A 19,612-nucleotide genomic window follows, 5' to 3' on the forward strand; every position below is an offset into this window, starting at 1 on the left:
ACCGCGTCGGGGTGGCGCAAGCCGCCTGGTTTCCGGATCTGACACTGACCTCGGCCGGTGGCTATGCCAGCTCGCAGCTGCGCGACATCTTCCGCTGGTCGGCCCGCGCCTGGTCGGTGGAAGGCCTGCTGTCCCTGCCGCTGCTCGATGGTGGCCGCCGTCAGGCACTGCTGGGTTCGGCCCGTGCCGACATGGAAGTGGCGATGGCGGATTACCGCCACAGCATCCTGCAGTCTCTGGCAGAAGTGGAGGATTCGCTCAGCGACATCCGCCTGCTGGCGCAGCAGGAAGCGGCCCAGCAGCAAGCAGTGGACAGCGCAGCCCGCGCCAGTGCGCTGGCTGACTCGCGCTATCGCAATGGCCAGACCGGCCAGCTGGAACTGCTGGACGCCCAGCGCAGCGAACTGAGCATACGGCGTCAGGCCTTGAGTATCCGACAGGACCGCTACCTGGCCTCACTCAGCCTGATCCGCGCACTGGGCGGCAGCTGGGATGACAACGCCAGCAAGTAAACATCAACGAAACAGAAACCAATTCAAAGGAAACAGCATGCACAAATTCATCGCCCCCTTCCTGCTGCTGGTGGCATGCAGCAGCCAGGTCTTTGCCTCCGATACTCCGGCGCAAAGCCAGACAAGCCAGCAACATGCCCGACGCAATGCCAATGATGCCTTCTGCACCGCCGGAACCCCGTGCGAGGTAAACCGCCAGCGTGCGGGTGAGCATCACTGAGTCAGTGTCCCGTAATCCGTGATGAACCATAAAAAAGGCCATGCAGTGCATGGCTTTTTTATGGATAGCGGTAATCGGTGGTATGCACGCTGCTTAGCCGCTGTGCTCAGCCAATACATTGATTTACAGGTGGAGAATTCTTCCGATTTAATAGTGCCCTCAGTCCTTACAGTTGTCAGTCAATTATTTTGGAAGTCGGCAAGGATTCGTAATCGATGAATGATGTGCCATTGTAAACCATATTGGTTGAGGTTTGCTTTATGTCTAAAGGTAGTTTGTATTCAATGCCAACTTTTTTAGCAAATTTCGATAAAAATTCAGAACTACTAAATTGAATATCTATTAATCTGTGCGTTGTGGATTTGCTATCAATAATTAAAAAAGGTATGTCGTAATTTTCTCTGCGAGCATTGCCGTGCCGAACTGGATTGCTTGAGTCGTCAATGGTAAGTCCGTGATCCGAAAGGTAAAAAATCACATATGGCTTGCCATCTTGTACTAGCATTTCGGCTGACCTCTTTATGAAGGTGTCGAGCTTTTGGATTGATGAGAGGTAGCAATTTATGATTTTATTTCCAGTGTTGAAAGATAATGGATAGGACTGAAGTCTGTCGCATGGATTTGGGTGTGAGCCAATCATGTGTGCAAATATAACTTTATTATCTTTGCCCTGGATTATGTTTTTTATATAGGGTAGCATTTTAAAGTCGTCAGAATTTTTGGCGCTCTCGTAGTCGCCGCTGTTTAAATAAATCTTGTGTCTGGCGTTGTATGCAATAATTGCTGCGGGAGTGTCGAACTGCCCAATACGCCCTTGATTTGACACCCAGTATGTATCGAGACCCGCTTTGTTTGATAAATTTACGATGTTATTTGCTGCTTCTTTTTTATTTTCATCAAATATTGCAAGCGTTCTTGGTAGCGAAAGAAAGGTATTTGGTGCGGGTGAGATTGCATGCGTATAAAAATCACCATTGGCATTTTTCAGCCATGGTGTTGTGTCTAGCGGGTAGCCATAAACAGACATGTATTCACGAGTAACACTTTCTCCAATAATTACTAATATATTTTTATATTTGATGTCATTTTTGGTGATGGTGAATTGATCTTTAATTGAAATGCCTTGTTTTAAGATTGCAACTTCGGTTTTTGCCTCTGTTAATCCCACGTATGCTGCAATGGCAAATCGTTTGGGGTATGAGTTTACATTCAATAGGATGAATGCAGTCAGATATATATATTGACCTTTTTTTGAATTTGAATTCCATGATTTGGCAATGAATATAAAGAGGAAAAGCATTGTCAATATGCATAAAATAATGCCGACAAAGTTTAATTTAATAAATTCAATTGCTTCAACTGTATTTGTCTGTAAAAGGGATGCGGCGTGTCCTATGTTTATCCTGCCGTAGGCGTGTCCGGCTGGGATGTACAAGATTGCAGGTGTGAGTAATATGAATAACAGGCACAGTGCTGGTCTGCTTTTTCTTGCGACTATCAATGTGGCGAAAGTTAGGCATGCATTTCCAATGCTTCCATATCCAGTATTGTATGGAAGGAGAAGTGCAATGGCTATTGCAGGAATAATCCAGATTTTATTGGCATGCATGTAGTGAATTATTTTTTTAAAAACCGTCTTCACGAAGAATCTTTCTTTAAGTTGGATTTGTAAAAGTGGTTCGCTTTGTGTTGGATGTGATTTCAGGTGAGTATTGGCGCGCAGTGCCTGCAAGAGCAGCTGGCGGCTTTGCCATATTTAAGTTCAATATTCAGTGAAAGACGGCAGCTCTCCGTTCTGTTGGCTAGGTGCAAGGCTGTAGAGAGTGTGTTTGTCAATGGTTGGTGTCATGCAAATCAAGTAGCCTGCATGATTAATATGCATTCCTGGATATTTTTCGTATTTATCAATGGGAATAATCTGGTTTTTGATTTTTAAATTCCTCCGTTCATTAAGATAGGGAATCTTCGCCTTATGTAGATCGCTCCGTTAAAGTAGATGGTGCCTGATGATAGAGATGCTTCTCTTTAAATCAACAGATGGAGGTATTGGCGAATATGGAAGGGAATGGCAGAGCGCAGTGGGGCTTATCGTGACCGTATGAAAGCCCGAAAGATTTTGGATGCAATATATTTGACTGCGGAAAAGAGCGCGTTGGCGTGGTGGCGATTACCTTCTTCGGTAACCTTCTTGTGAGTCACAAGGGAAGTAAATAGGATCTTGCTGAAATAAAAGCTGAGTTAGATTCTATTTTTCAGATTTTTGACAAATTTCACTTATAGATTTGTAGGAAAAATCTGATATTGCCTTAAATTATTTTCAAGGAAAGGGTGGAGCGGAGAAGTGCGAAGGTTGTGACTTTGGTCACTTAATAGAAAGGTTCGGCTATGCCGAGTCAGGTGAGTCATGGAGATTACTTTGTCAACAGCCTCAAATGCCGGTTTTGGCCATTTTCAGATTATTGACAAAGTAAAAATATATATTTCTTTAACAGAATCGTGACTGCCTTTTGCGATTGGCAAGGCAAAGGCAAAGGCAAAGGCAAGGGAATGGGGAATAAATTGAGAGTGCTGCGGAATCCATTGCTTGATCGAATGGCCCCGCTATATCGAATCTGGCTGGGTTGCAGTGATTTCTTTGTCTGTAGCCGGAGTGGCCGGGTTAAACCCGGCCATTCTGATTGACTGTTGCCAATACCACTTGCACGCTGCTTAGCCGCTGTGCTCAGCCAATAGCTGCGCCACTTCTTCCCGCGTGGGTGCATGCGCACCATGCTGTCTTGCCGTGCAGGCCGCTGCGGCGGCAACAAAGCGCAGCAAGTCTTGCGGCGTGGCCTCCGGTTGCTGCAGCAAGTGCGTCATCCAGCTACCCATGGCTGTGTCGCCGCAGCCGACGGTGTCTGCCACGCTAACGGGCAGGGCGGCCTGCTGGTACTGTTTGCCGTTGGCAAACAGCGTCATGCCGTCGGCACCCCGGGTGAACAGGATGCTGGCTTGCGGAGCCTGTCGGCGCAGGGTGGCCAGTGCCGCGTGTTTGTCCAGCCCGGGATACAGGCCGAACAGGTCATCGTCTGCCACCTTGATGTAGTCAGCCAGGCATAGCATGGCCTTGAAATGTGCCAGGTAACCTGGCGTGTGCATGCTGTTGCGGAAGTTGGGGTCAAAGGCAATCCGGCAGCCTTGTGCCGCCAGTTGTCTGGCCAGTTGCACCAGACGACTGGCCAGTGGTTCGCGTGCCAGGCTGATGCAGCCAAAATGGGCAATGCGTACCGACTGCTCCCAAGCCGCAGGCAGTTGGGCGGGGTCGAAGTGCAGGTCGGCACTGTTGTCGCCAATGAAAAAATATTGCGGTGGCCGGGTGGATGGCACCATGGCCAGTAGCGGCGGGTAGGGCAGTTGCTGGGTATAGCGCATGTCCAGGCCCGCTGCTTGCGCGCCTTGCCACAGGGCATCGCCAAAACGGTCCTGGCTGACTGCTCCGGCAAAGGCTGCGCGGGCACCCAGCCGTGCCGCCACGCGCGCCACGTTCCAGCAGGAACCGCCCGGATAGTCTTGCCAGCGGCCATCGTCTTGCAGGATGAAGTCGGTCAGTGCTTCACCAAAAACCAGATAGTGCGGGTGCGTCATGCTGTCAGGCTTTCTCCGCTTGCGGCCATGCGTACCGGCATGGCATTGAGTGGCCAGAACGCCAGTTGCTCGATATGGATGTCGCCCTCTGCCTGCAGGCTGATGCCCTGGGCGTCTGCATCGGGGAAGATGCAGGCCGACATCACCACCGTGCCATCGGCAGCAAATACTTCCAGCGTGCTGCGATCCAGCAGCAGATGCAGTTGCAGCCTGTTGCCAGCGGGGAGTGGTGCGCGGCTGATACGGCCTTGTGCGCTGCCGCTGTGACGGGTGTCCAGCACTAGCTCGGCCGTGGCCGGCAGCCAGCTCAGCCGGGTGTGGCAGTGCTGGCCTTGTCGCAAGACAAGGTGACAGGCGCTGGCGTCCTCGCTGTGCAGGCTCAGTTGCAGTTCGGCGCACTCGCCGTGCACGGCGGCATGCTGCCAGTTGCCGTGAATGGCCTGATTGGTCAGCAACAGGCCTTCGCCACGCAAGGCTTGCAGTGCTGGGTGCGGCTGCTGGCTCAGTTCACCGTCATGCCAGCTCAGCAACCGTGGCGCGCTCAGGCAGTGGCTCCAGCCATCGGCCACGCTGGGGGTGTCGGGCTGTTCCGGCCTGCCCATCCAGCCCCACAGGATGTGTTCTCCATGCGGGCCGTGCAGGGTTTGCGGGGCGTAGAAGTCCGGGCCGTAATCCAGCGCCTGCGGAAGGTCAAATACAGCGCTGTCTTGCGGCCTGCTGGTGTAGCAGCTGGCATTGGCATTGGGCCAGGGCCAGCCTGTGCCGGCCTGCCCTTGCGGGCAGAACAGCAGCAGCTGGCGGTCTTGCAGGGTGAGCAGGTCCGGGCATTCGCACATATAGCCGTTGTTGCTGCCGGGTAACAGCTCGCCGCGCAGCGTCCATTTTTCCAGCGTAGGGCTGTGAAAATGCAGCACCGTGCCACTGCCGTTGTTGCGCTGCGCGCCCAGTACCAGGTGAAAACCGTCCCGTTCCCGCCATAGCCGCGGGTCGCGGAAATGGCTGGTATAGCCTGCGGGCGGCTGCTCCAGTGTCGGGCCCAGTTTGGTGAAGTGGATGCCGTCGTCGGTCACCGCCAGGCACTGGTAGCTGTGGCGTATTTCACCGTCACGCACATTGCCGGTGTATATCAGCCACAGCCGCTCATCCATTACCCAGGCGGAGCCGGAATAACAGCCGTGGCTGTCATAACGCTCGCCCGGTTGCAGTGCAGGCGGGTGCAGGGTCCAGTCCAGCAGGTCCGGGCTGCTGGCATGGCCCCATGATTTGGCACCATGTGTGCAGGCATTGGGGTTCCACTGGAAAAACACATGGTAACGCCCGGCAAAATAAACCAGTCCGTTGGGGTCGTTCAGCAGCCCTTGCGGGGGCGACAGGTGAAAGGCCGGTCGCCAGTTGCCAGTGGCTGCGTGGTGCTTATTGCTCACGCTTTGCATCCTGTGTTTTCAGGCCAAACAGCCAGCTGGCGGCAAAGGCGCTGCCAAAGGCAATCAGCAGGCCGGCAATGTAAGACAGCATGCTGCCGGCCGGGACAATGGCAATGCCGGGCAGGCCGGTGACGCCGATGGCAGTCATCGACACCTGGTTGAACACCACCCAGGCACCGCCCAGTGCGCCACCCAGTGCCGCGGCGACAAAGGGACGGACAAAGCGCAGGTTGACGCCGAAGATGGCGGCCTCGGTAATGCCCAGCAGGCAGGACAGGGCGGCCGGCAGGGCGATCTGTCTGACCTTGTTGTCACGGGTGCGGAAAAACACCGCCAGCGCGGCACCGCCTTGCGCCACATTGGCCATCGACCAGATGGGCAGCAGGAAATTCTTGCCAATGGCCGGGTTGCTGAGCAAACCCGCTTCGATGGCATGGAAGCTGTGATGCACGCCGGTAATCACCACCAGTGAGTACAGGCCACCAAACAGCAGGCCGGCCAGTGCACCGCCATGCTGGTAGATCAGCATCAGGCTGATGGAAATGGCATCCCCCAGCATGCGGCCGAAGGGGCCGATCAGCAGCAGCGCAATCAGCGCGCTGCACATCAGCGTGAGAAACGGGGTGAGGATCAGGTCCAGACTGTTGGGGACGATGCGGCGCAACTGGCGCTCGATATGACTTTGCACCCATACCGCCAGCAACACCGGCAACACCGTGCCCTGGTAGCCCACCTTGGCCACATGCATGCCGAACAGCGTCCAGTATTCATGAATGCCGGAACCAAGCGTCCAGGCATTCTGCAGGGCAGGGTGAATCATGATGCCGCCCAGCGCGGCCGCCAGGAAGGGGTTGCCATTGAATTCGCGCGCGGCGGAGAAGGCAATCAGGATGGGCAGGAACACGAAGGCGGTGTTGGAGAACATGTCCACCATCTGCAGCCAGGGCGTGTCACTGGCCAGCCCCAGTGTCTTGGCGGTGCCGATGACGCCCATCAGCAGGCCACAAGCCACGATGACCGGAATGATGGGCACAAAGATATTGGACAGGGTCTGCGCCAGTCGCTGGGCCAGCCCCAGGCGGGCTGCCGCCAGTTTCTTGCTTTCCTGGGTGGAGGCCTGATTCAGTCCGGTGCTGGCAATCAGCGCCGCGCAGACGTGGTTGACCAGCCCTTGCCCCAGCACGATCTGGAACTGACCGCCATTGACAAAGCTGCCTTTCACGCTGTCCAGCGCATCCAGCGCGGCCTTGTCCACCAGCTGCGTGTCGCGCAGCACCAGGCGTAGCCGGGTGGCGCAATGGGCAATGCTGTCGATGTTCTCTGCGCCGCCTACCAGGGGCAGGATATCGGCGGCAATTTGTTGGTAATTCATTGTCTCCTCCATATGGTAACGTTACCACATTTGCGTTTTAAAAAGCCCCAAAGTGTTACGGGGCCAACTGCCGTGCGCTATCGCGCATCTTGATGGTGAACGGCATCACCAGCTTGCTGCTGGTGGCCGTCTTTTGCTGCAACTGGTCCAGCAGCAATTGCGCTGCCTGGCGGCCACTGGCCTGGTAATCGTAATGCACGGTGGAAAGGCGCGGCTGCATCATGGCGGCAATATCGATATCGCCCATGCCGGCCACCGAAACATCTTGCGGCACGCGCAAGCCCAGTTCTGTCAGACGGCTGATGGCGCCAATGGCCAGCCGGTCGGTGGCCGCCAGCAGGGCAGTGGGCCGCTGCGGCAGGGCCATCAGCAGGTCCACGGCCTGTGCCGCGCTGGCAAAATCAAAGCCGCCTGCCGTCATCAGGGTGTCATCCGGTGTAATGCCTGCTGCTGCCAGGGCGTTCTGGTAGCCGCGCTTGCGCTCGCCGCCTACTTGAACGTCGCGGGCATTGACGCCGATAAAGCCAATGCGCCGATGGCCGCGCTCCAGCAATGCCTGCGTCAGGGCGGTGGCGGCGGCGCATTCATCCTGCAATACGCAGCTGAGGCCCAGGTCCGATGCGTCCTGACCCAGCACCACCAGCGGGCGTTGCAGCATGGCAAAAGCCTGGCGGTGTTGCTCGCCCAGTTCGGCAGCCAGCAGCAGCACGCCGTTGACGCGTTGCTCCTTGAACAGTTGCAGGGCCTTGAGTTCACGCTCGGCCTGATTGTCGGTATGCGCCAGCAGCAGGCTGTAGCCTGCTGCTTCCAGCACGGCGGAAATGCCCGCCATCATGGCGCTGATGCTGTAGGAGTCGATACGCGGAATCACCACGCCCACCAGCGAGGACTGTTTGCGCTGCAAGCCCTTGGCCACGGCGCTGGGGACAAAGCCGGTGGCGGCAATCACCCGTTCAATGCGCTCGCGTACCTCGGCTTTGACATAGCCGGACTGGTTGAGCACCCGCGACACGGTGGAGACGGAAGTCTGCGCCAGCGCAGCCACTTCGCGAATGCTGTTGGCAGTTTGTGGTAACGTTTCCATGTTGCGCAGGCTAACCGCAGGGCCGGGGCCTTGTCAATCGGCTTGGCTGTTGTGTGGCTGTTGTGTGGCTGGTGTATTGCGTGGTGGGGCAGGGCCTGCCTGTGCGGCTTCTGGCCGGTTTCAGGCAGGCTGGCGCAGCCGGGCCAGCAGAAAGTCGACAAATGCCCGCACCCGTGCCGACAGGTGACGGTTTTGCGGGTAGGTGACGGAAAACTGCCGTGCCCGGCCAGCGTGATCCGGCATCACTTCCACCAGCTCGCCGCGTGCCAGTGCGGGCGCGGCAATGAAATGGTAGGTCTGGAACAGTCCGCCTCCGGCCATCCCCCAGCTGATGCAGCCCTGGGCATCGTCCAGCAGGCGCAGGCGGCTGTGGAACTGATGGTCCAGCGCTTCGCCACCGGGCAGGGTCAGCAGCCATGGCATGGCGCGGCCAGTGCTGGGCAGGATGAATTGCAGGCAGTCATGCCCGGCCAGCTCATCAATCTGCCGCGGCACGCCGCGCCGGGCGAGATAACCGGGTGTGGCAAAGATGCCAAGCGTGGCGTCTTCGAGCTTCTGCACCACCAGGCGGGAATCCTGTGGTGTGCCGATGCGGATGGCCAGGTCGTAGCCTTCTTCGACAATATCAGCCACCCGGTTGGATAGGCTCAGCTCCAGTTCGATCTGCGGATAGGCGCTGGTGAATTCCTCCAGCAAGGGCAGCAAGCGGTAATTGGCGTACAGGGTGCCAACACTGATGCGCAGCAGGCCGCTGGGCACTTTCTGCCGGCCGGTGATGGTGCGCTCGGCTTCGGCAATCTGGTCCAGTGCCTGGCGGCATTGCTGCCAGTACAGTTCGCCTTCGTGGGTCAGCCGCATGGTGCGTGTGGTGCGTGCAAACAGGCGTACACCCAGCCGTTCTTCCAGACGCTTGATGGCCCGGCTGACCGAGGCTGGCGTCAGCCCCAGCGCTTCCGCCGCCGCGGAAAAACTGCTCAGCTCTGCCGCTTTGCAAAACAGGGCGATGGTGCTGATCTGGGTGGCGTCGAATGCGGGCATATTTGTTCTTTTATGTAACAGATGATGTGATTTTACCGCCATTTATTCGCTGATGTGCAATGCGTACAGTAGCAGCAGACTTTCTTACTGTTAACTGCCGCAAGGAAAACATCATGAGCGACATTATCTGGCCGGCCGGCTATGTGCCCGGCTTTACCGACAATTACTGTTCCAATGAAGTGATTGTCACTGGCGTGACCATCGAAAAACTGTGGACCTTGCTGAACACACCGCAGCTGTGGCCTGGCTACTATGCCAATTCGGCCAATCCGCGCTTTTACGATGGCAAGGGGCCGGAACTGGCCATGGGCGACCGTTTTTACTTTGAAACCTTCGGCTTCCCGGTGGAGGCGCAAGTTGTCGAGTACATCGCGCCAGTCCCCGGCCAGGCTGCCCGCATTGCCTGGCATGGCTGGGCCGGCAGCACGGCGGAAGACAGGCTGGATGTACATCACGCCTGGCTGATTGAAGAGCTTTCTGCTGGCCGGGTGCGCATCCTCACGCAGGAAACCCAGGTGGGCAAGCCGGCGCAGGCGCTGGCCCAAACCAGGCCCAATCCCATGATCAACGGCCATCAGGACTGGCTGGATGGCATGGTGGCCGCTGCACGGCAGTCATGAACGTGGCCGGAGGGCTGTCCGCGTCGCATTCCTGCGCCGGATAGCCCTCCGGTTCTGTCATGACGACCATGTGCTTACAGCATCATCCCGCCCGAAGCTTCAATCCGCTGGCCGGTAATCCAGTTGCTGTCCGCGGTCAGCAAGGCGGCGATGGCGTCGCCAATGTCGTCCGGCAGTCCGGCCCGGCCCATGGCGGTATTGGTGGCAATCATGGCATTCACCTGCGGGTTGTCACGTGTCTGGCCGCCGCCGAAGTCGGTTTCGATGGCACCGGGTGCCAGTACGTTTACCGAAATGCCACGCGGGCCCAGCTCCCTGGCCAGGTAGCGGGTAAGGGTTTCCACCGCGCCTTTCATGGTGGCGTAGGCGGCATAGCCGGGGAAGCTGAAGCGCGCGAGGCCGCTGGATATGTTAAGGATGCGCCCGCCATCGGCAATCAAGGGCAGCAGGGTCTGGGTGAGGAAGAACACCCCCTTCAGGTGCACATTCATCAGTGCATCGAATTGTTCCTCGGTGGTTTCGGCAAAGCTGCCGTAAATGCCCATGCCGCCATTGTTCACCAGATGGTGAATCTGCCCGGTTTGCCATTTGTCCTGCAGCACGGTTTTCAGCTGTTCTGCAAAGGTGGCAAAGCTGCGCACATTGCCCGCATCAAGCTGTAGCGCTGCCGCGCGGCGGCCCAGTTGTTCTAGCTGGTGGACCAGCGCGTCGGCATCGTCCCGCCGGGTGTGGTAGGTAATGATGACATCGATGCCCTTGGCGGCAAGCTTGAGTGCTGCATTCTTGCCAAGACCACGGCTGCCGCCGGTGATGAGTGCGATGCGTTGTTGCATGGTGTTCTCCTGCGAGAGGTGGGGTGGGGCATTGCCTGCCGGATGCTGTGCAGTCTATTGCTGATTAATTTGCCGATAAACATGCAATTTATGGCTAGACTGTCCAGTATTTGCTAACAATAAGGCGCGTCACCATGAATCAACTCGACGCCATGCAGGTTTTTGTCCGCGTTGCCGAACTGTCCGGTTTTACTGCCGCCGCAGAAAGCCTGGGGCTGCCCAAGGCAACGGTTTCGCTGGCGGTGCAGCAGCTGGAAAACCAGCTGGGCACCCGCTTGCTGCACCGGACCACGCGCAGCGTGCAACTGACGCAGGACGGGCAGGTGGTGCTGGAACGCTGCAAGGACCTGCTGGCCGACATGAGCGAATTGCAGCAGATGTTTCGCTCAGAGCCTGCCGCGCTCAGCGGGCGCTTGCGGGTGGACATGCCGCTGGCCATTGCGCGCGAGCTGGTGATTCCGCAACTGCCGGATTTCCTGCGCCAGCATCCGGCCTTGCAGCTGGAATTGAGCAGCACCGACCGGCGGGTGGACCTGGTGCGTGAGGGCTTTGACTGTGTGTTGCGGGTGGGAGCCTTGCTGGATTCCAGCCTGATTGCCAGGCCGGTCGGGCAGTACCGGATGATCAACTGCGCCAGCCCGCGCTATATCGCCGAATACGGCATGCCGCAGTCACCGGCCGAGCTGGACCGGCACCGGCTGGTGCATTACCAGGCCAATTTTGGCGGGCGGGACCCCGGCTTTGAATATGTCGACCCGCAAGCGCCGGGCAGCGTGCACCATGTCGCCATGGCCGGTGTGCTCACCGTGAACAATTCCGAAGCCTACACAGCAGCCTGCCTGGCTGGCCTTGGCATCGTGCAGTCGCCCGAGCCGGGTATGCGCAGCTATCTTGCCAGCGGACAGCTGGTGGAAATACTGCCCGACTATCGCCCGGCACCGATGCCGATTTCCTTCATCTATGCCAACCGTCGCCAGCTGCCGCAGCGGGTGCAGGTATTCATGAACTGGATGACCGACTTGTTGCAATCCCGCTTGCAGAAGATGGACGGGTAGTATGCCGCCGGTGGTCTGCCGGATTGTTGATTGCCGCCAGCGTGGTTCTGTCGCCGTAACTGGAAGGAGGCTCAACACAGTTTCCATTTGATGATGTGTTGCTTGCTGTTGCAGGACCAGGCAGAGATGGGGGCATGCACATAGTGCAAAGTGAGTGGAGTATTCGCAGCAATATCATGCGCGGGGCATGAAGGAAGGGGCTGACCGGAGAGTGGCCAGCCCGTGTGGTGCGGGTTTACACCTTGAAGCGGCTGAACATTTCGCGCATTTTCGAGGCGGCGTCATTCAGGGTGGACAGTGTGCTGTGCACGCCCTGCAAGGACTGGTCGCTGTCGATGATGCGGTTGTTGATACGTTCGGTACTTTGCGAAATGGCCGTGGTGGCGTTGTGCTGTTCCTTGGTGGACAGCGAAATCTCGTTCATCTTGCTCACCACGTCCTGCATGGCCTGGCGGATGTCGTCGATACGCTTGACCGCGCCCTGGGTAATTTCCACCCCGCCATCCACCGAGTTGACGGTCTGCTGCATATTGCTCACCGCCTGGCTGGTTTCGCTGCGGATGGTGTTCACCATGCTGGTGATTTCCAGTGTGGCTTGCGCCGTGCGCTCGGCCAGCTTGCGAACTTCGTCCGCCACCACGGCAAAGCCGCGGCCCATCTCGCCGGCGCGTGCCGCTTCGATGGCGGCATTCAGGGCCAGCAGATTGGTTTGATCGGCAATGTCCTTGATGACATTGGTAATGCCGGTAATCTGCTGCGAACGGTTGTCCAGGGTTTCCAGAATGCCGGACAGGCCCTTGACGGCATCCACCGTGCGCGCCATTTCGGACGAAATCTGCTTGATGTCGCTGGCGCTCTGGGTGGAGGCGCTGTCGGTCTGGCTCACCAACTGGTCTGCTTCGCGGGTGGATTCGGCAATATGGGCAATGCTGACCGTGATTTGTTCCAGCGTGGCGGCGTTGCCGCTGAATACGTCGGATATCTCGCGTGAGTCTTCGGCCACCCGGCGTACCGTGCTGCCCGCTTCATCGACTCCGCTGATCACCCGGTCCGCTTCCTGCTTGACTTGGCGGAACATGTCACGCAGATGATCGACGAACAGATTGAAGGCATGGGCGGTTTCGGCAATTTCATCCTGGCCGGATACCTCGATGCGGCGGGTGAGGTCGGCTTCGCCACGGGCAATTTCATTCATGGCCTGGTTCAGGTGACGCAGGCCCTTGAGCATGGAGGCCAGAATCACGCTGGCAATCGGCACCAGCACCAGCAGCGAAACAACGGCGATGATGACAATGGTCAGCAACAGCTTGTTCAGTGGTTCGCGGATCACGCTGTCGTTCATCACCACGCCCAGCAACCAGTCGGTACCCGGAATGGCCACCACCTTCACGTATTTGTTGCTGTCTTCCATCTGGATCAGCTGCATGGCATTGCTGCTGGCCAGGCTGTTCAGCTGTTCGGCCGACAGGGTGGGGGCAATGCTGGTGATGGGTTTGAGGGTCAGTTGCTGATTGTGGTGGGCGATGATGTTGCCGCTCTTGTCCACCAGGAAGGCATAGCCATCGCCGCGCAGCTTGATCGACAGCACGGTCTTGACCAGGGCGTCGATGAAAATGTCACCGCCCACCACGGCCTTGAGTGCGCCGCCAGAGGACACCGGGGAAACAAAGGTCAGGCACAGCTTGCCGGTATCAAAGTCCACATAAGGGGCCGACACCGTGGCCTTGCCTGCGGCTACGGCTTGCTGGTACCAGGGGCGCTTGGCCGGGTCGTAGCCGGGCTTCTGGGCGTGGCCGTCGGAATAGACAATGTGGTGATCGGCAAAGCCGACATAGGTCAGCGAGAAACCACCGGCCTCATTGATGCGGGCCAGGGTGGGGACAGGGTCCGGATGGTCGGCCAGCGGGTTACCTGCCACCACGGCGCGCAACTTCTCGTCGTACCAGCTTTTGACAAAAGTGCCATAGCCGTTGGCTGTGCCACTCAATTCGTTTTCCACCCCGGTGACAATACTGCTGCGCATCTGGTTGTACACCAGCGCGGCAATGCAGGTGCTCAGGATGGCCAGCAATATTGCAACAAAGATAATCAGTTTGGCTTTTAACGACCGCATTATCCACACTCCTTTATAGTTTTATGTTCCGGCTAGCAGGTGCCGTGGGAAGTATCCACCTGCCTTGTTGCCAGTTGATTTCAGACGCAAGACGTCCTCACCAGATAGTATGGATGCTTGCCTGCGGAAAATAAAACATATTTCAAAGCGAAGCTTATTATTAAATCTTTTTCTTTCAAGTCCCACCGGCAATAGATGCACCATTACCAAGCCATTCTGCTAAATGAATGGCCATGTTTTGCCGGGCGAGTAGGTGTTTGTTGCGAATGTCTGCCTGCATGCCAATTATTATGGATACCTTGCAAGCCACCGGGTGCTGGCGGAACAGGGCGGCTACACACAACCTAATGGCCAGTACATTTTGTGATCTGCGCTGTAGTGAAAAAACCATTACCTGACAAAAAACGGTAAGGTCGCTTGAGAATGTGTGGTGTTTGCCCCAGCCTTATTGGCAGCAACTCGCGCTTTATATCAAACAAAGCCGGCAAAGACATGAGCAAGCCGCCTGGGTGGGCTATGCTGGCTTGACCATTCAAGGTACATGCTGCGGGGAGAGCTTCATGACTAAGCCAGCAACGGAAAATACTTGGTTTATCGATTCCTTCCAGAATGCACAGCATTTTGTGCATGTGCTGGAAAATATTTTTGACCCATTTGGCATGAACAGGTCTGCCATCCACACCCAGCTTGCCTGGTTGTGCCATCCCGCCCAGCTGGCTGAATCCAATGCCCGGCTGGCACAAAAGCTGTTCAATCTGCAGCAGTATGCCGCCAGACGCTGCCTTGGGGTGAAAGGGCCGGAAGTAGAGTCACCCCATCCGGAAGATACCCGGTTTGTGGAGGCAGAATGGTCGGATACCGCCAGTTTTGATATCGCCAAACAGTGGTATCTGATCCTGACCCATCACCTGCAAGACATGGTGTACGAAACCCCAGGCCAGTCGGCGCGCACTACCCGACAGGCGGCGTTCTGGAGCCGTAACTGGCTGAATGCACTGGCACCCAGCAATTTCTTCTGGAGCAACCCGGTTGCCATGCGCCGGGCGGCCGAAACCAATGGCGAAAGCCTGCGGCTGGGCTGGCAGAATTTTCTGGAAGATGCCCGTCAGGGCGCGGTGCGCATGAGCAGTACCGATGAATTCAAAGTAGGGGAAAACCTGGGCACCACGCCGGGCAAGGTGGTGTTCCGTAATGCCTTGTTCGAGCTGATTCATTACACCCCCACTGTCAAGGCGGTGCATCAGGTGCCGGTGGTGATTGTGCCACCGTGCATCAACAAGTTTTACGTGCTGGACCTCACCCCGAAAAAGAGCATGATCCGCTATCTGCTGGAGCAGGGGCTGGACACCTATATCATCAGCTGGCGCAATCCGGGCGCGGATCAGTCCGGCACCACTTTTGACCAATACCTGCAGGACGGGCTGGACCAGGCATTCCGGGTGGCATGCGCTTTGTCTGGTCAGCCGCAGGTCAATGCGGTGGGTTATTGCATAGGCGGGGCCATGCTGGCCACCTGGCTGGCATGGAGCAGCCAGCACTACACCAATGGCGATAATCCGGTAGCAAGCGCCACCTTTTTTGCCACGCTGGTGGACTATCACAGTCCGGGTGACATCGAGGTATTCATCGACCCGGCCACGCTGGACTGGCTGGACGGGAAAATGGCCGAAACCGGCTATCTGGATGGGAAGGACATGGCCATGTCCTTCCGCATGCTGCGTCCCAACAGCCTGATCTGGCACTACGTGGTGCATGGCTGGCTGTACGGTGAAAAACCTTCGGCCTTCGATGTGCTGTACTGGAATATGGACACCACCCGCATGCCGGCAACCATGCATTCCTGGTATCTGCGCCAGTTTTACCAGCACAATAATCTGATCAAGCCCAACGCGCTGACTGTGGCTGGTCACCCCATCAATCTGGAGAACATCAGCCAGCCGGTGTATGCCGTTGCCGCTGAAGACGACCACATCGCACCGTGGAAACAATCCTTCCGGCTCAATCACTTCCTGTCTGGCGACAAGCGCTTTGTGCTGTCTACCTCCGGCCACATCCTGGGCATCGTCAACCCGCCGGTCAATCCGCCCAAGCGCGCGTTCTGGGTGGCCCCGGCGGAGCGCCACCAAAGCCCGGAACACTGGAAGCAAGCGGCCGAACATCATCAGGGCAGCTGGTGGGATGACTGGATGCAATGGCTGAAACCACGCTCGGGTGCGCTGGGCAAGGCACCGTCGGTCAGCAGCCGGCAATACCCGGCACTGGGTGATGCGCCTGGCAGTTATGTGCTGTAGAGCTGAGCCAGGCTATTTGGTCGATAGCGCATGATGTTCACCTGCCCGCAGCTTGCTGTGGGCAGGCGGCCCGATGCGCTAGGCCAGGGAAATCATGATCAGTAGCGGGCTGACAAGGGTCAGCACAAAGCCGCTGATCAGGGCCAGCGATACATGATGAGTGCCGCATTTCTGCCGGATCAGGGGCAGGGTGGCATCCAGTGCGGTGGCACCGCAAATGCCGATGGCCTCCCTGCTGAAACGTGCGCCCAGCAGGTACAGCATGGCAATGGCCATCAGCTCCCGGAACAGGTCGGTCAGCATGGCAATCGCCCCATAGTTGCTGCCCAGCTTGCTGCTCACCAGAATGCTGGACAGGGTGACCCAGCCAAAACCGCTGGACAGCGCCAGTGAAGTCCACACCCCTTCGCCGGTAAACACGGCCGCCGCCATGCCCCCGGCCAGCGAGCCGATGATGACCAGAACCGGCAGCACCATCACCTCCGGCGTGCGCCAGGCACTGCCCAGCTTCAGCTCCACCAGGTCGATGCCCACCAGCACAATCAGCAGGTAAAGCAATTGGCTGGTGCTGATGGCATCCAGCCAGCCCAGCTGAAAGCCGGATGCAACGGCCCCCATGCCCACCATGCCCAGGGCCAGCAGGCAGTCGCGCAGTGCATGCAAAAACTGCGTGACGGGCGGGCGTTCGGCTGGCTCTGTTTTGCCGCTGGCACGCGGCTGACGCATGCACAGCACAATCAACCCCCATGGCAGCAAGCTGGTCAGGGACGCAAAAATCAGCGCCGTCCCCAGGGTTTTGCCCAGCATGCTGCCATCACTCAGCACCGTGCCGAAGCCCTTGCCGCAAAAGAACAGCAACAGCCAGATCAGCGGTGTCAACAGGCGGGCACAGTGCCGGGTATGGCGGCGCGGCAGCAGCATGCCGATGCCGTATCCGCACAATAGCGCCAGCATGATGGGGAGGATGGATGCCAGGATCAGTTGCATGGCGGGCTCATTTCAAGGCAGGACGAAGGTGTAAACATGATTGTTTTTTTCATGGTGATTGCGATGCGCAGTCGTACTGTTTGGCGCAGGAGGCCGTCAGTATCACCAATTGCTGAATTCTCAGGAATGGATGAAACAAGCTTTTTGAATTCCTGAAAAAGGAATAAGCTGCCGGTATCACAAGGGGAGTGGAAGCATGCTGAATCGACTGGAAATGCTGCGAATCTTCTGTACTGCGGCGGAAGCACGCAATTTCAAGGAAGCCGCGCAGCAACTTGGCATCTCGCCACAGGTGGTGACCCGTGCCATCCAGGAGCTGGAAAGCCAGTTCGGCGAGCTGTTGTTCCATCGCAATACCCGTCAGTGCCGGATTACCCGCGAAGGCGAGCGTCTGGCACATATCGCCAGGCAAGGCGTGGAGGGGATTGATTGCCTGTTCCGCGGCGCGGAAGCCAATGCAGCGCAGCAAGTGGAAGGCACGGTAAGGCTGACCGCGCCGGAGGCCATCGGCCAGACCAGCCTGGTACACAGCCTGGCACGCTTGCGCCAGCAGTATCCGGGCCTGCATTTCGAACTGCATCTGGAAGATGATGAAACCGATGTGGTGGATGAACAGATTGATATCGGCATCCGCCACGGCTTGATCCGGGACAGCCGCTTTGTGGCGCGGCAAGTGGCCGAAGTGCCGTTCTACATGGTGGCCGCCCCCGGCTTGCTGGCCCGCTGCGGGGTGCCGCGCACGCTGAAGGACGTGCAGCAACAGCCAGTGGTCGGCACCATCGACCAGCGCACCGGCAAACCGTGGCCCTGGTTTTTCCGCCAGGAGTCGCAGTGGATTCCGCGGGAGCTGGCATTCATCAGCAACAGTACGCAAGCCGAGTGTGCCGCGGTGGTGGCCGGCTTCGGTTTTGCCCAGATGCCCGGTTTTGTCGCCATACCGCACCTGCGCAGCGGCGAGCTGGTGGAGGTGCTGCCCGAGCTGGCACCCACCCCGTGGGCGCTGAGTGTGTACCGGCCACAGCGCAGCCCGGTTCCGGCGCGGGTTCGCGTGGTATACGACTGGCTGGTGAGTGACTTTTCCAATCCCGTGTTTTTCCCGCTCCTGCCCTGAAACCGCAGCCAGTCCCATATCGGCCTGTGCCCGCGTGCGGACTCCTCGCTAGTGCCTTGGCAAATCACCATCCGTTATCAGGGAAGAGGGCGTGGCCAGGCAGGGGCGCTCATGGCGTGCAGTTTGCCAGCGTGGGGCTGGCACGCCGGTCCAGTACGCCGGACCAGGTGGTGAGCGCCAGTGCCAGCAGTACGATCAGGGCGCCAATCCACGGGGTGGCCATGATGCCCATCGCCTCGACAATCAGGCCGCCCGCCCAGGCACCGAATGCAATGCCCAGATTGAATGCGGCAATGTTCAGGCCGGATGCCACATCCACCGCATGCGGTGCATCCCGCTGGGCTTGTTGCACCACATAAAGCTGCAGGCCGGCCACATTGCCGAATGCCACCGCACCCCACAGCAAGATGGTGAGCACCACCAGCCATTGCGAACTGGCGGTCAGTGCCAGCAATACCAGCGCAAGGGCCAGGCCTGCAAAGATGATCTGCAGCGCCCGCACCGGGCCTTTGCGGTCGGCCAGGCGGCCACCCCAGACATTACCCACTGCAACCGAAATACCGTAAACCAGCATCAGCACGCCGGTGGCCGAGGCTTTGAAGCCGCTGACCTGCTCCAGCATCGGGGCAAGATAGGTAAACGCAATGAATGAACCGCCGTAGCCCAGCGCCGTCATGGCGTACACCAGCAACAGCCGCGGCTTGCCCAGTACCGAAAACTGGCCGAGCAAGGAGGTGGGCGCCGTGCGGGCGATGTTGTCAGGCACCAGCAGCCAGCTGCCGGCAAGGGCGATCAGGCCAAGGCCGGAGACGGCAAGAAAGGTGGTTTGCCAGCCAAATGTCTGGCCGATGAAGGTGCCCAGTGGCACACCGGTCACCAGTGCAACCGTCAGGCCGGAAAACATCAGCGCAATGGCAGAGGCGGCTTTCTGCCTGGGCACCAGGCTGGTTGCAATGGTGGAGCCTATCGAGAAAAACACACCGTGGGTCAGGCCGGTCAGCACGCGGGCGATGGCCAGCGTGCCATACGCCGGAGCCTGCCAGGCCAGCAGGTTGCCCAGCGTGAACAGGGCCATCAGGGTCAGCAGCAGGGTTTTGCGTGGCAGGCGGCTGCTGAGGGCGGTCAGTACCGGCGCGCCAATGGCCACGCCCAGCGCATACAGGCTGACCAGCATGCCGGCAGAAGGCAGTGATACGTGCAGGCTGGCGGCAATGGTCGGAATCAGCCCGACGATGACGAATTCGGTGGTGCCGATGGCAAACGCGCTGAGTGTCAGCGCCCAGAGGGCAAGTGGCATGCAAAAACTCCTTAAAGCAGTGTGAGGGCAT

General features: G+C 58.2%; 16 protein-coding genes. 6 read left to right on the forward strand and 10 right to left on the reverse strand.

Translation table 11 applies throughout. The annotated features are described in order from the left end of the window. The coding region (locus AWT75_RS04775) for a TolC family protein (protein ID WP_161937724.1) at nucleotides 1-512 on the forward strand (512 nt) is incomplete at its 5' end. Nucleotides 513-549: 37 nt separating this feature from the next. Further along, the gene (locus tag AWT75_RS04780) at nucleotides 550-732 is read left to right on the forward strand and encodes a hypothetical protein (protein ID WP_062787805.1); all 183 of its coding nucleotides are present in this window, start codon (nucleotides 550-552) and stop codon (nucleotides 730-732) included. Between the two features lie 175 nt (nucleotides 733-907). Here AWT75_RS04780 and AWT75_RS04785 read toward each other — a convergent pair whose 3' ends face one another. From AWT75_RS04785 to AWT75_RS04810, 6 genes are all read right to left on the reverse strand, one after another. Further along, entirely contained in the window at nucleotides 908-2,374 is a 1,467-nt protein-coding gene (locus tag AWT75_RS04785) for a phosphoethanolamine transferase (RefSeq protein WP_082695957.1), read from the reverse strand. A 1,067-nt stretch (nucleotides 2,375-3,441) separates the two neighbouring features. Then, entirely contained in the window at nucleotides 3,442-4,356 is a 915-nt protein-coding gene (locus AWT75_RS04790; RefSeq protein WP_062787810.1) for a carbohydrate kinase family protein, read from the reverse strand. Further along, nucleotides 4,353-5,780 (reverse strand): glycoside hydrolase family 32 protein, encoded by a 1,428-nt coding sequence (locus AWT75_RS04795; RefSeq protein ID WP_161937725.1) that lies wholly within the window; start codon nucleotides 5,778-5,780, stop codon nucleotides 4,353-4,355. The genes AWT75_RS04790 and AWT75_RS04795 overlap by 4 nt, the downstream gene beginning before the upstream one ends. Beyond that, nucleotides 5,770-7,152 carry a sucrose-specific PTS transporter subunit IIBC gene (locus AWT75_RS04800; protein WP_062787815.1) on the reverse strand — a complete coding sequence of 461 codons (1,383 nt, stop codon included), beginning with the start codon at nucleotides 7,150-7,152 and terminating at the stop codon, nucleotides 5,770-5,772. Before AWT75_RS04800 ends, AWT75_RS04795 begins: the two co-directional genes overlap by 11 nt. 55 nt (nucleotides 7,153-7,207) lie before the next feature. Then, nucleotides 7,208-8,236: a LacI family DNA-binding transcriptional regulator gene (locus AWT75_RS04805; protein ID WP_062787817.1), complete on the reverse strand. Its 1,029-nt coding sequence runs from the start codon at nucleotides 8,234-8,236 to the stop codon at nucleotides 7,208-7,210. A gap of 120 nt (nucleotides 8,237-8,356) precedes the next feature. Beyond that, complete coding sequence (locus AWT75_RS04810) at nucleotides 8,357-9,274, reverse strand: LysR family transcriptional regulator (protein ID WP_062787819.1); 918 nt, start codon at nucleotides 9,272-9,274, stop codon at nucleotides 8,357-8,359. A gap of 113 nt (nucleotides 9,275-9,387) precedes the next feature. On the opposite strand from AWT75_RS04810, the gene AWT75_RS04815 reads away from it, so the two are divergent. Further along, nucleotides 9,388-9,894, forward strand: a complete 507-nt coding sequence (locus tag AWT75_RS04815; protein WP_062787821.1) for an SRPBCC family protein — start codon at nucleotides 9,388-9,390, stop codon at nucleotides 9,892-9,894. A gap of 74 nt (nucleotides 9,895-9,968) precedes the next feature. Here AWT75_RS04815 and AWT75_RS04820 read toward each other — a convergent pair whose 3' ends face one another. Further along, nucleotides 9,969-10,727, reverse strand: coding sequence for an SDR family NAD(P)-dependent oxidoreductase (locus tag AWT75_RS04820; protein ID WP_062787823.1), 759 nt, complete (start codon nucleotides 10,725-10,727; stop codon nucleotides 9,969-9,971). 134 nt (nucleotides 10,728-10,861) lie between these two features. On the opposite strand from AWT75_RS04820, the gene AWT75_RS04825 reads away from it, so the two are divergent. Continuing rightward, complete coding sequence (locus AWT75_RS04825; RefSeq protein WP_062787826.1) at nucleotides 10,862-11,782, forward strand: LysR family transcriptional regulator; 921 nt, start codon at nucleotides 10,862-10,864, stop codon at nucleotides 11,780-11,782. Nucleotides 11,783-12,017: 235 nt separating this feature from the next. Here AWT75_RS04825 and AWT75_RS04830 read toward each other — a convergent pair whose 3' ends face one another. Continuing rightward, nucleotides 12,018-13,895, reverse strand: coding sequence for a methyl-accepting chemotaxis protein (locus AWT75_RS04830; protein ID WP_082695958.1), 1,878 nt, complete (start codon nucleotides 13,893-13,895; stop codon nucleotides 12,018-12,020). A gap of 659 nt (nucleotides 13,896-14,554) precedes the next feature. On the opposite strand from AWT75_RS04830, the gene AWT75_RS04835 reads away from it, so the two are divergent. After that, complete coding sequence (locus AWT75_RS04835; RefSeq protein ID WP_062787996.1) at nucleotides 14,555-16,186, forward strand: PHA/PHB synthase family protein; 1,632 nt, start codon at nucleotides 14,555-14,557, stop codon at nucleotides 16,184-16,186. Between the two features lie 78 nt (nucleotides 16,187-16,264). Here the strand turns inward: AWT75_RS04835 and AWT75_RS04840 are convergent, their stop codons facing one another. Further along, nucleotides 16,265-17,173 (reverse strand): LysO family transporter, encoded by a 909-nt coding sequence (locus AWT75_RS04840; protein ID WP_062787831.1) that lies wholly within the window; start codon nucleotides 17,171-17,173, stop codon nucleotides 16,265-16,267. Nucleotides 17,174-17,369: 196 nt separating this feature from the next. On the opposite strand from AWT75_RS04840, the gene AWT75_RS04845 reads away from it, so the two are divergent. After that, nucleotides 17,370-18,284: a LysR family transcriptional regulator gene (locus AWT75_RS04845; protein ID WP_062787834.1), complete on the forward strand. Its 915-nt coding sequence runs from the start codon at nucleotides 17,370-17,372 to the stop codon at nucleotides 18,282-18,284. Nucleotides 18,285-18,393: 109 nt separating this feature from the next. Here AWT75_RS04845 and AWT75_RS04850 read toward each other — a convergent pair whose 3' ends face one another. Continuing rightward, a complete protein-coding gene (locus tag AWT75_RS04850) occupies nucleotides 18,394-19,581 on the reverse strand; it encodes an MFS transporter (RefSeq protein WP_062787836.1) in 1,188 nt (395 codons plus the stop codon). Nucleotides 19,582-19,612 lie beyond the last annotated feature (31 nt).

It is taken from the genome of Aquitalea pelogenes, assembly GCF_001515305.1.
Lineage (GTDB): Bacteria > Pseudomonadota > Gammaproteobacteria > Burkholderiales > Chromobacteriaceae > Aquitalea > Aquitalea pelogenes.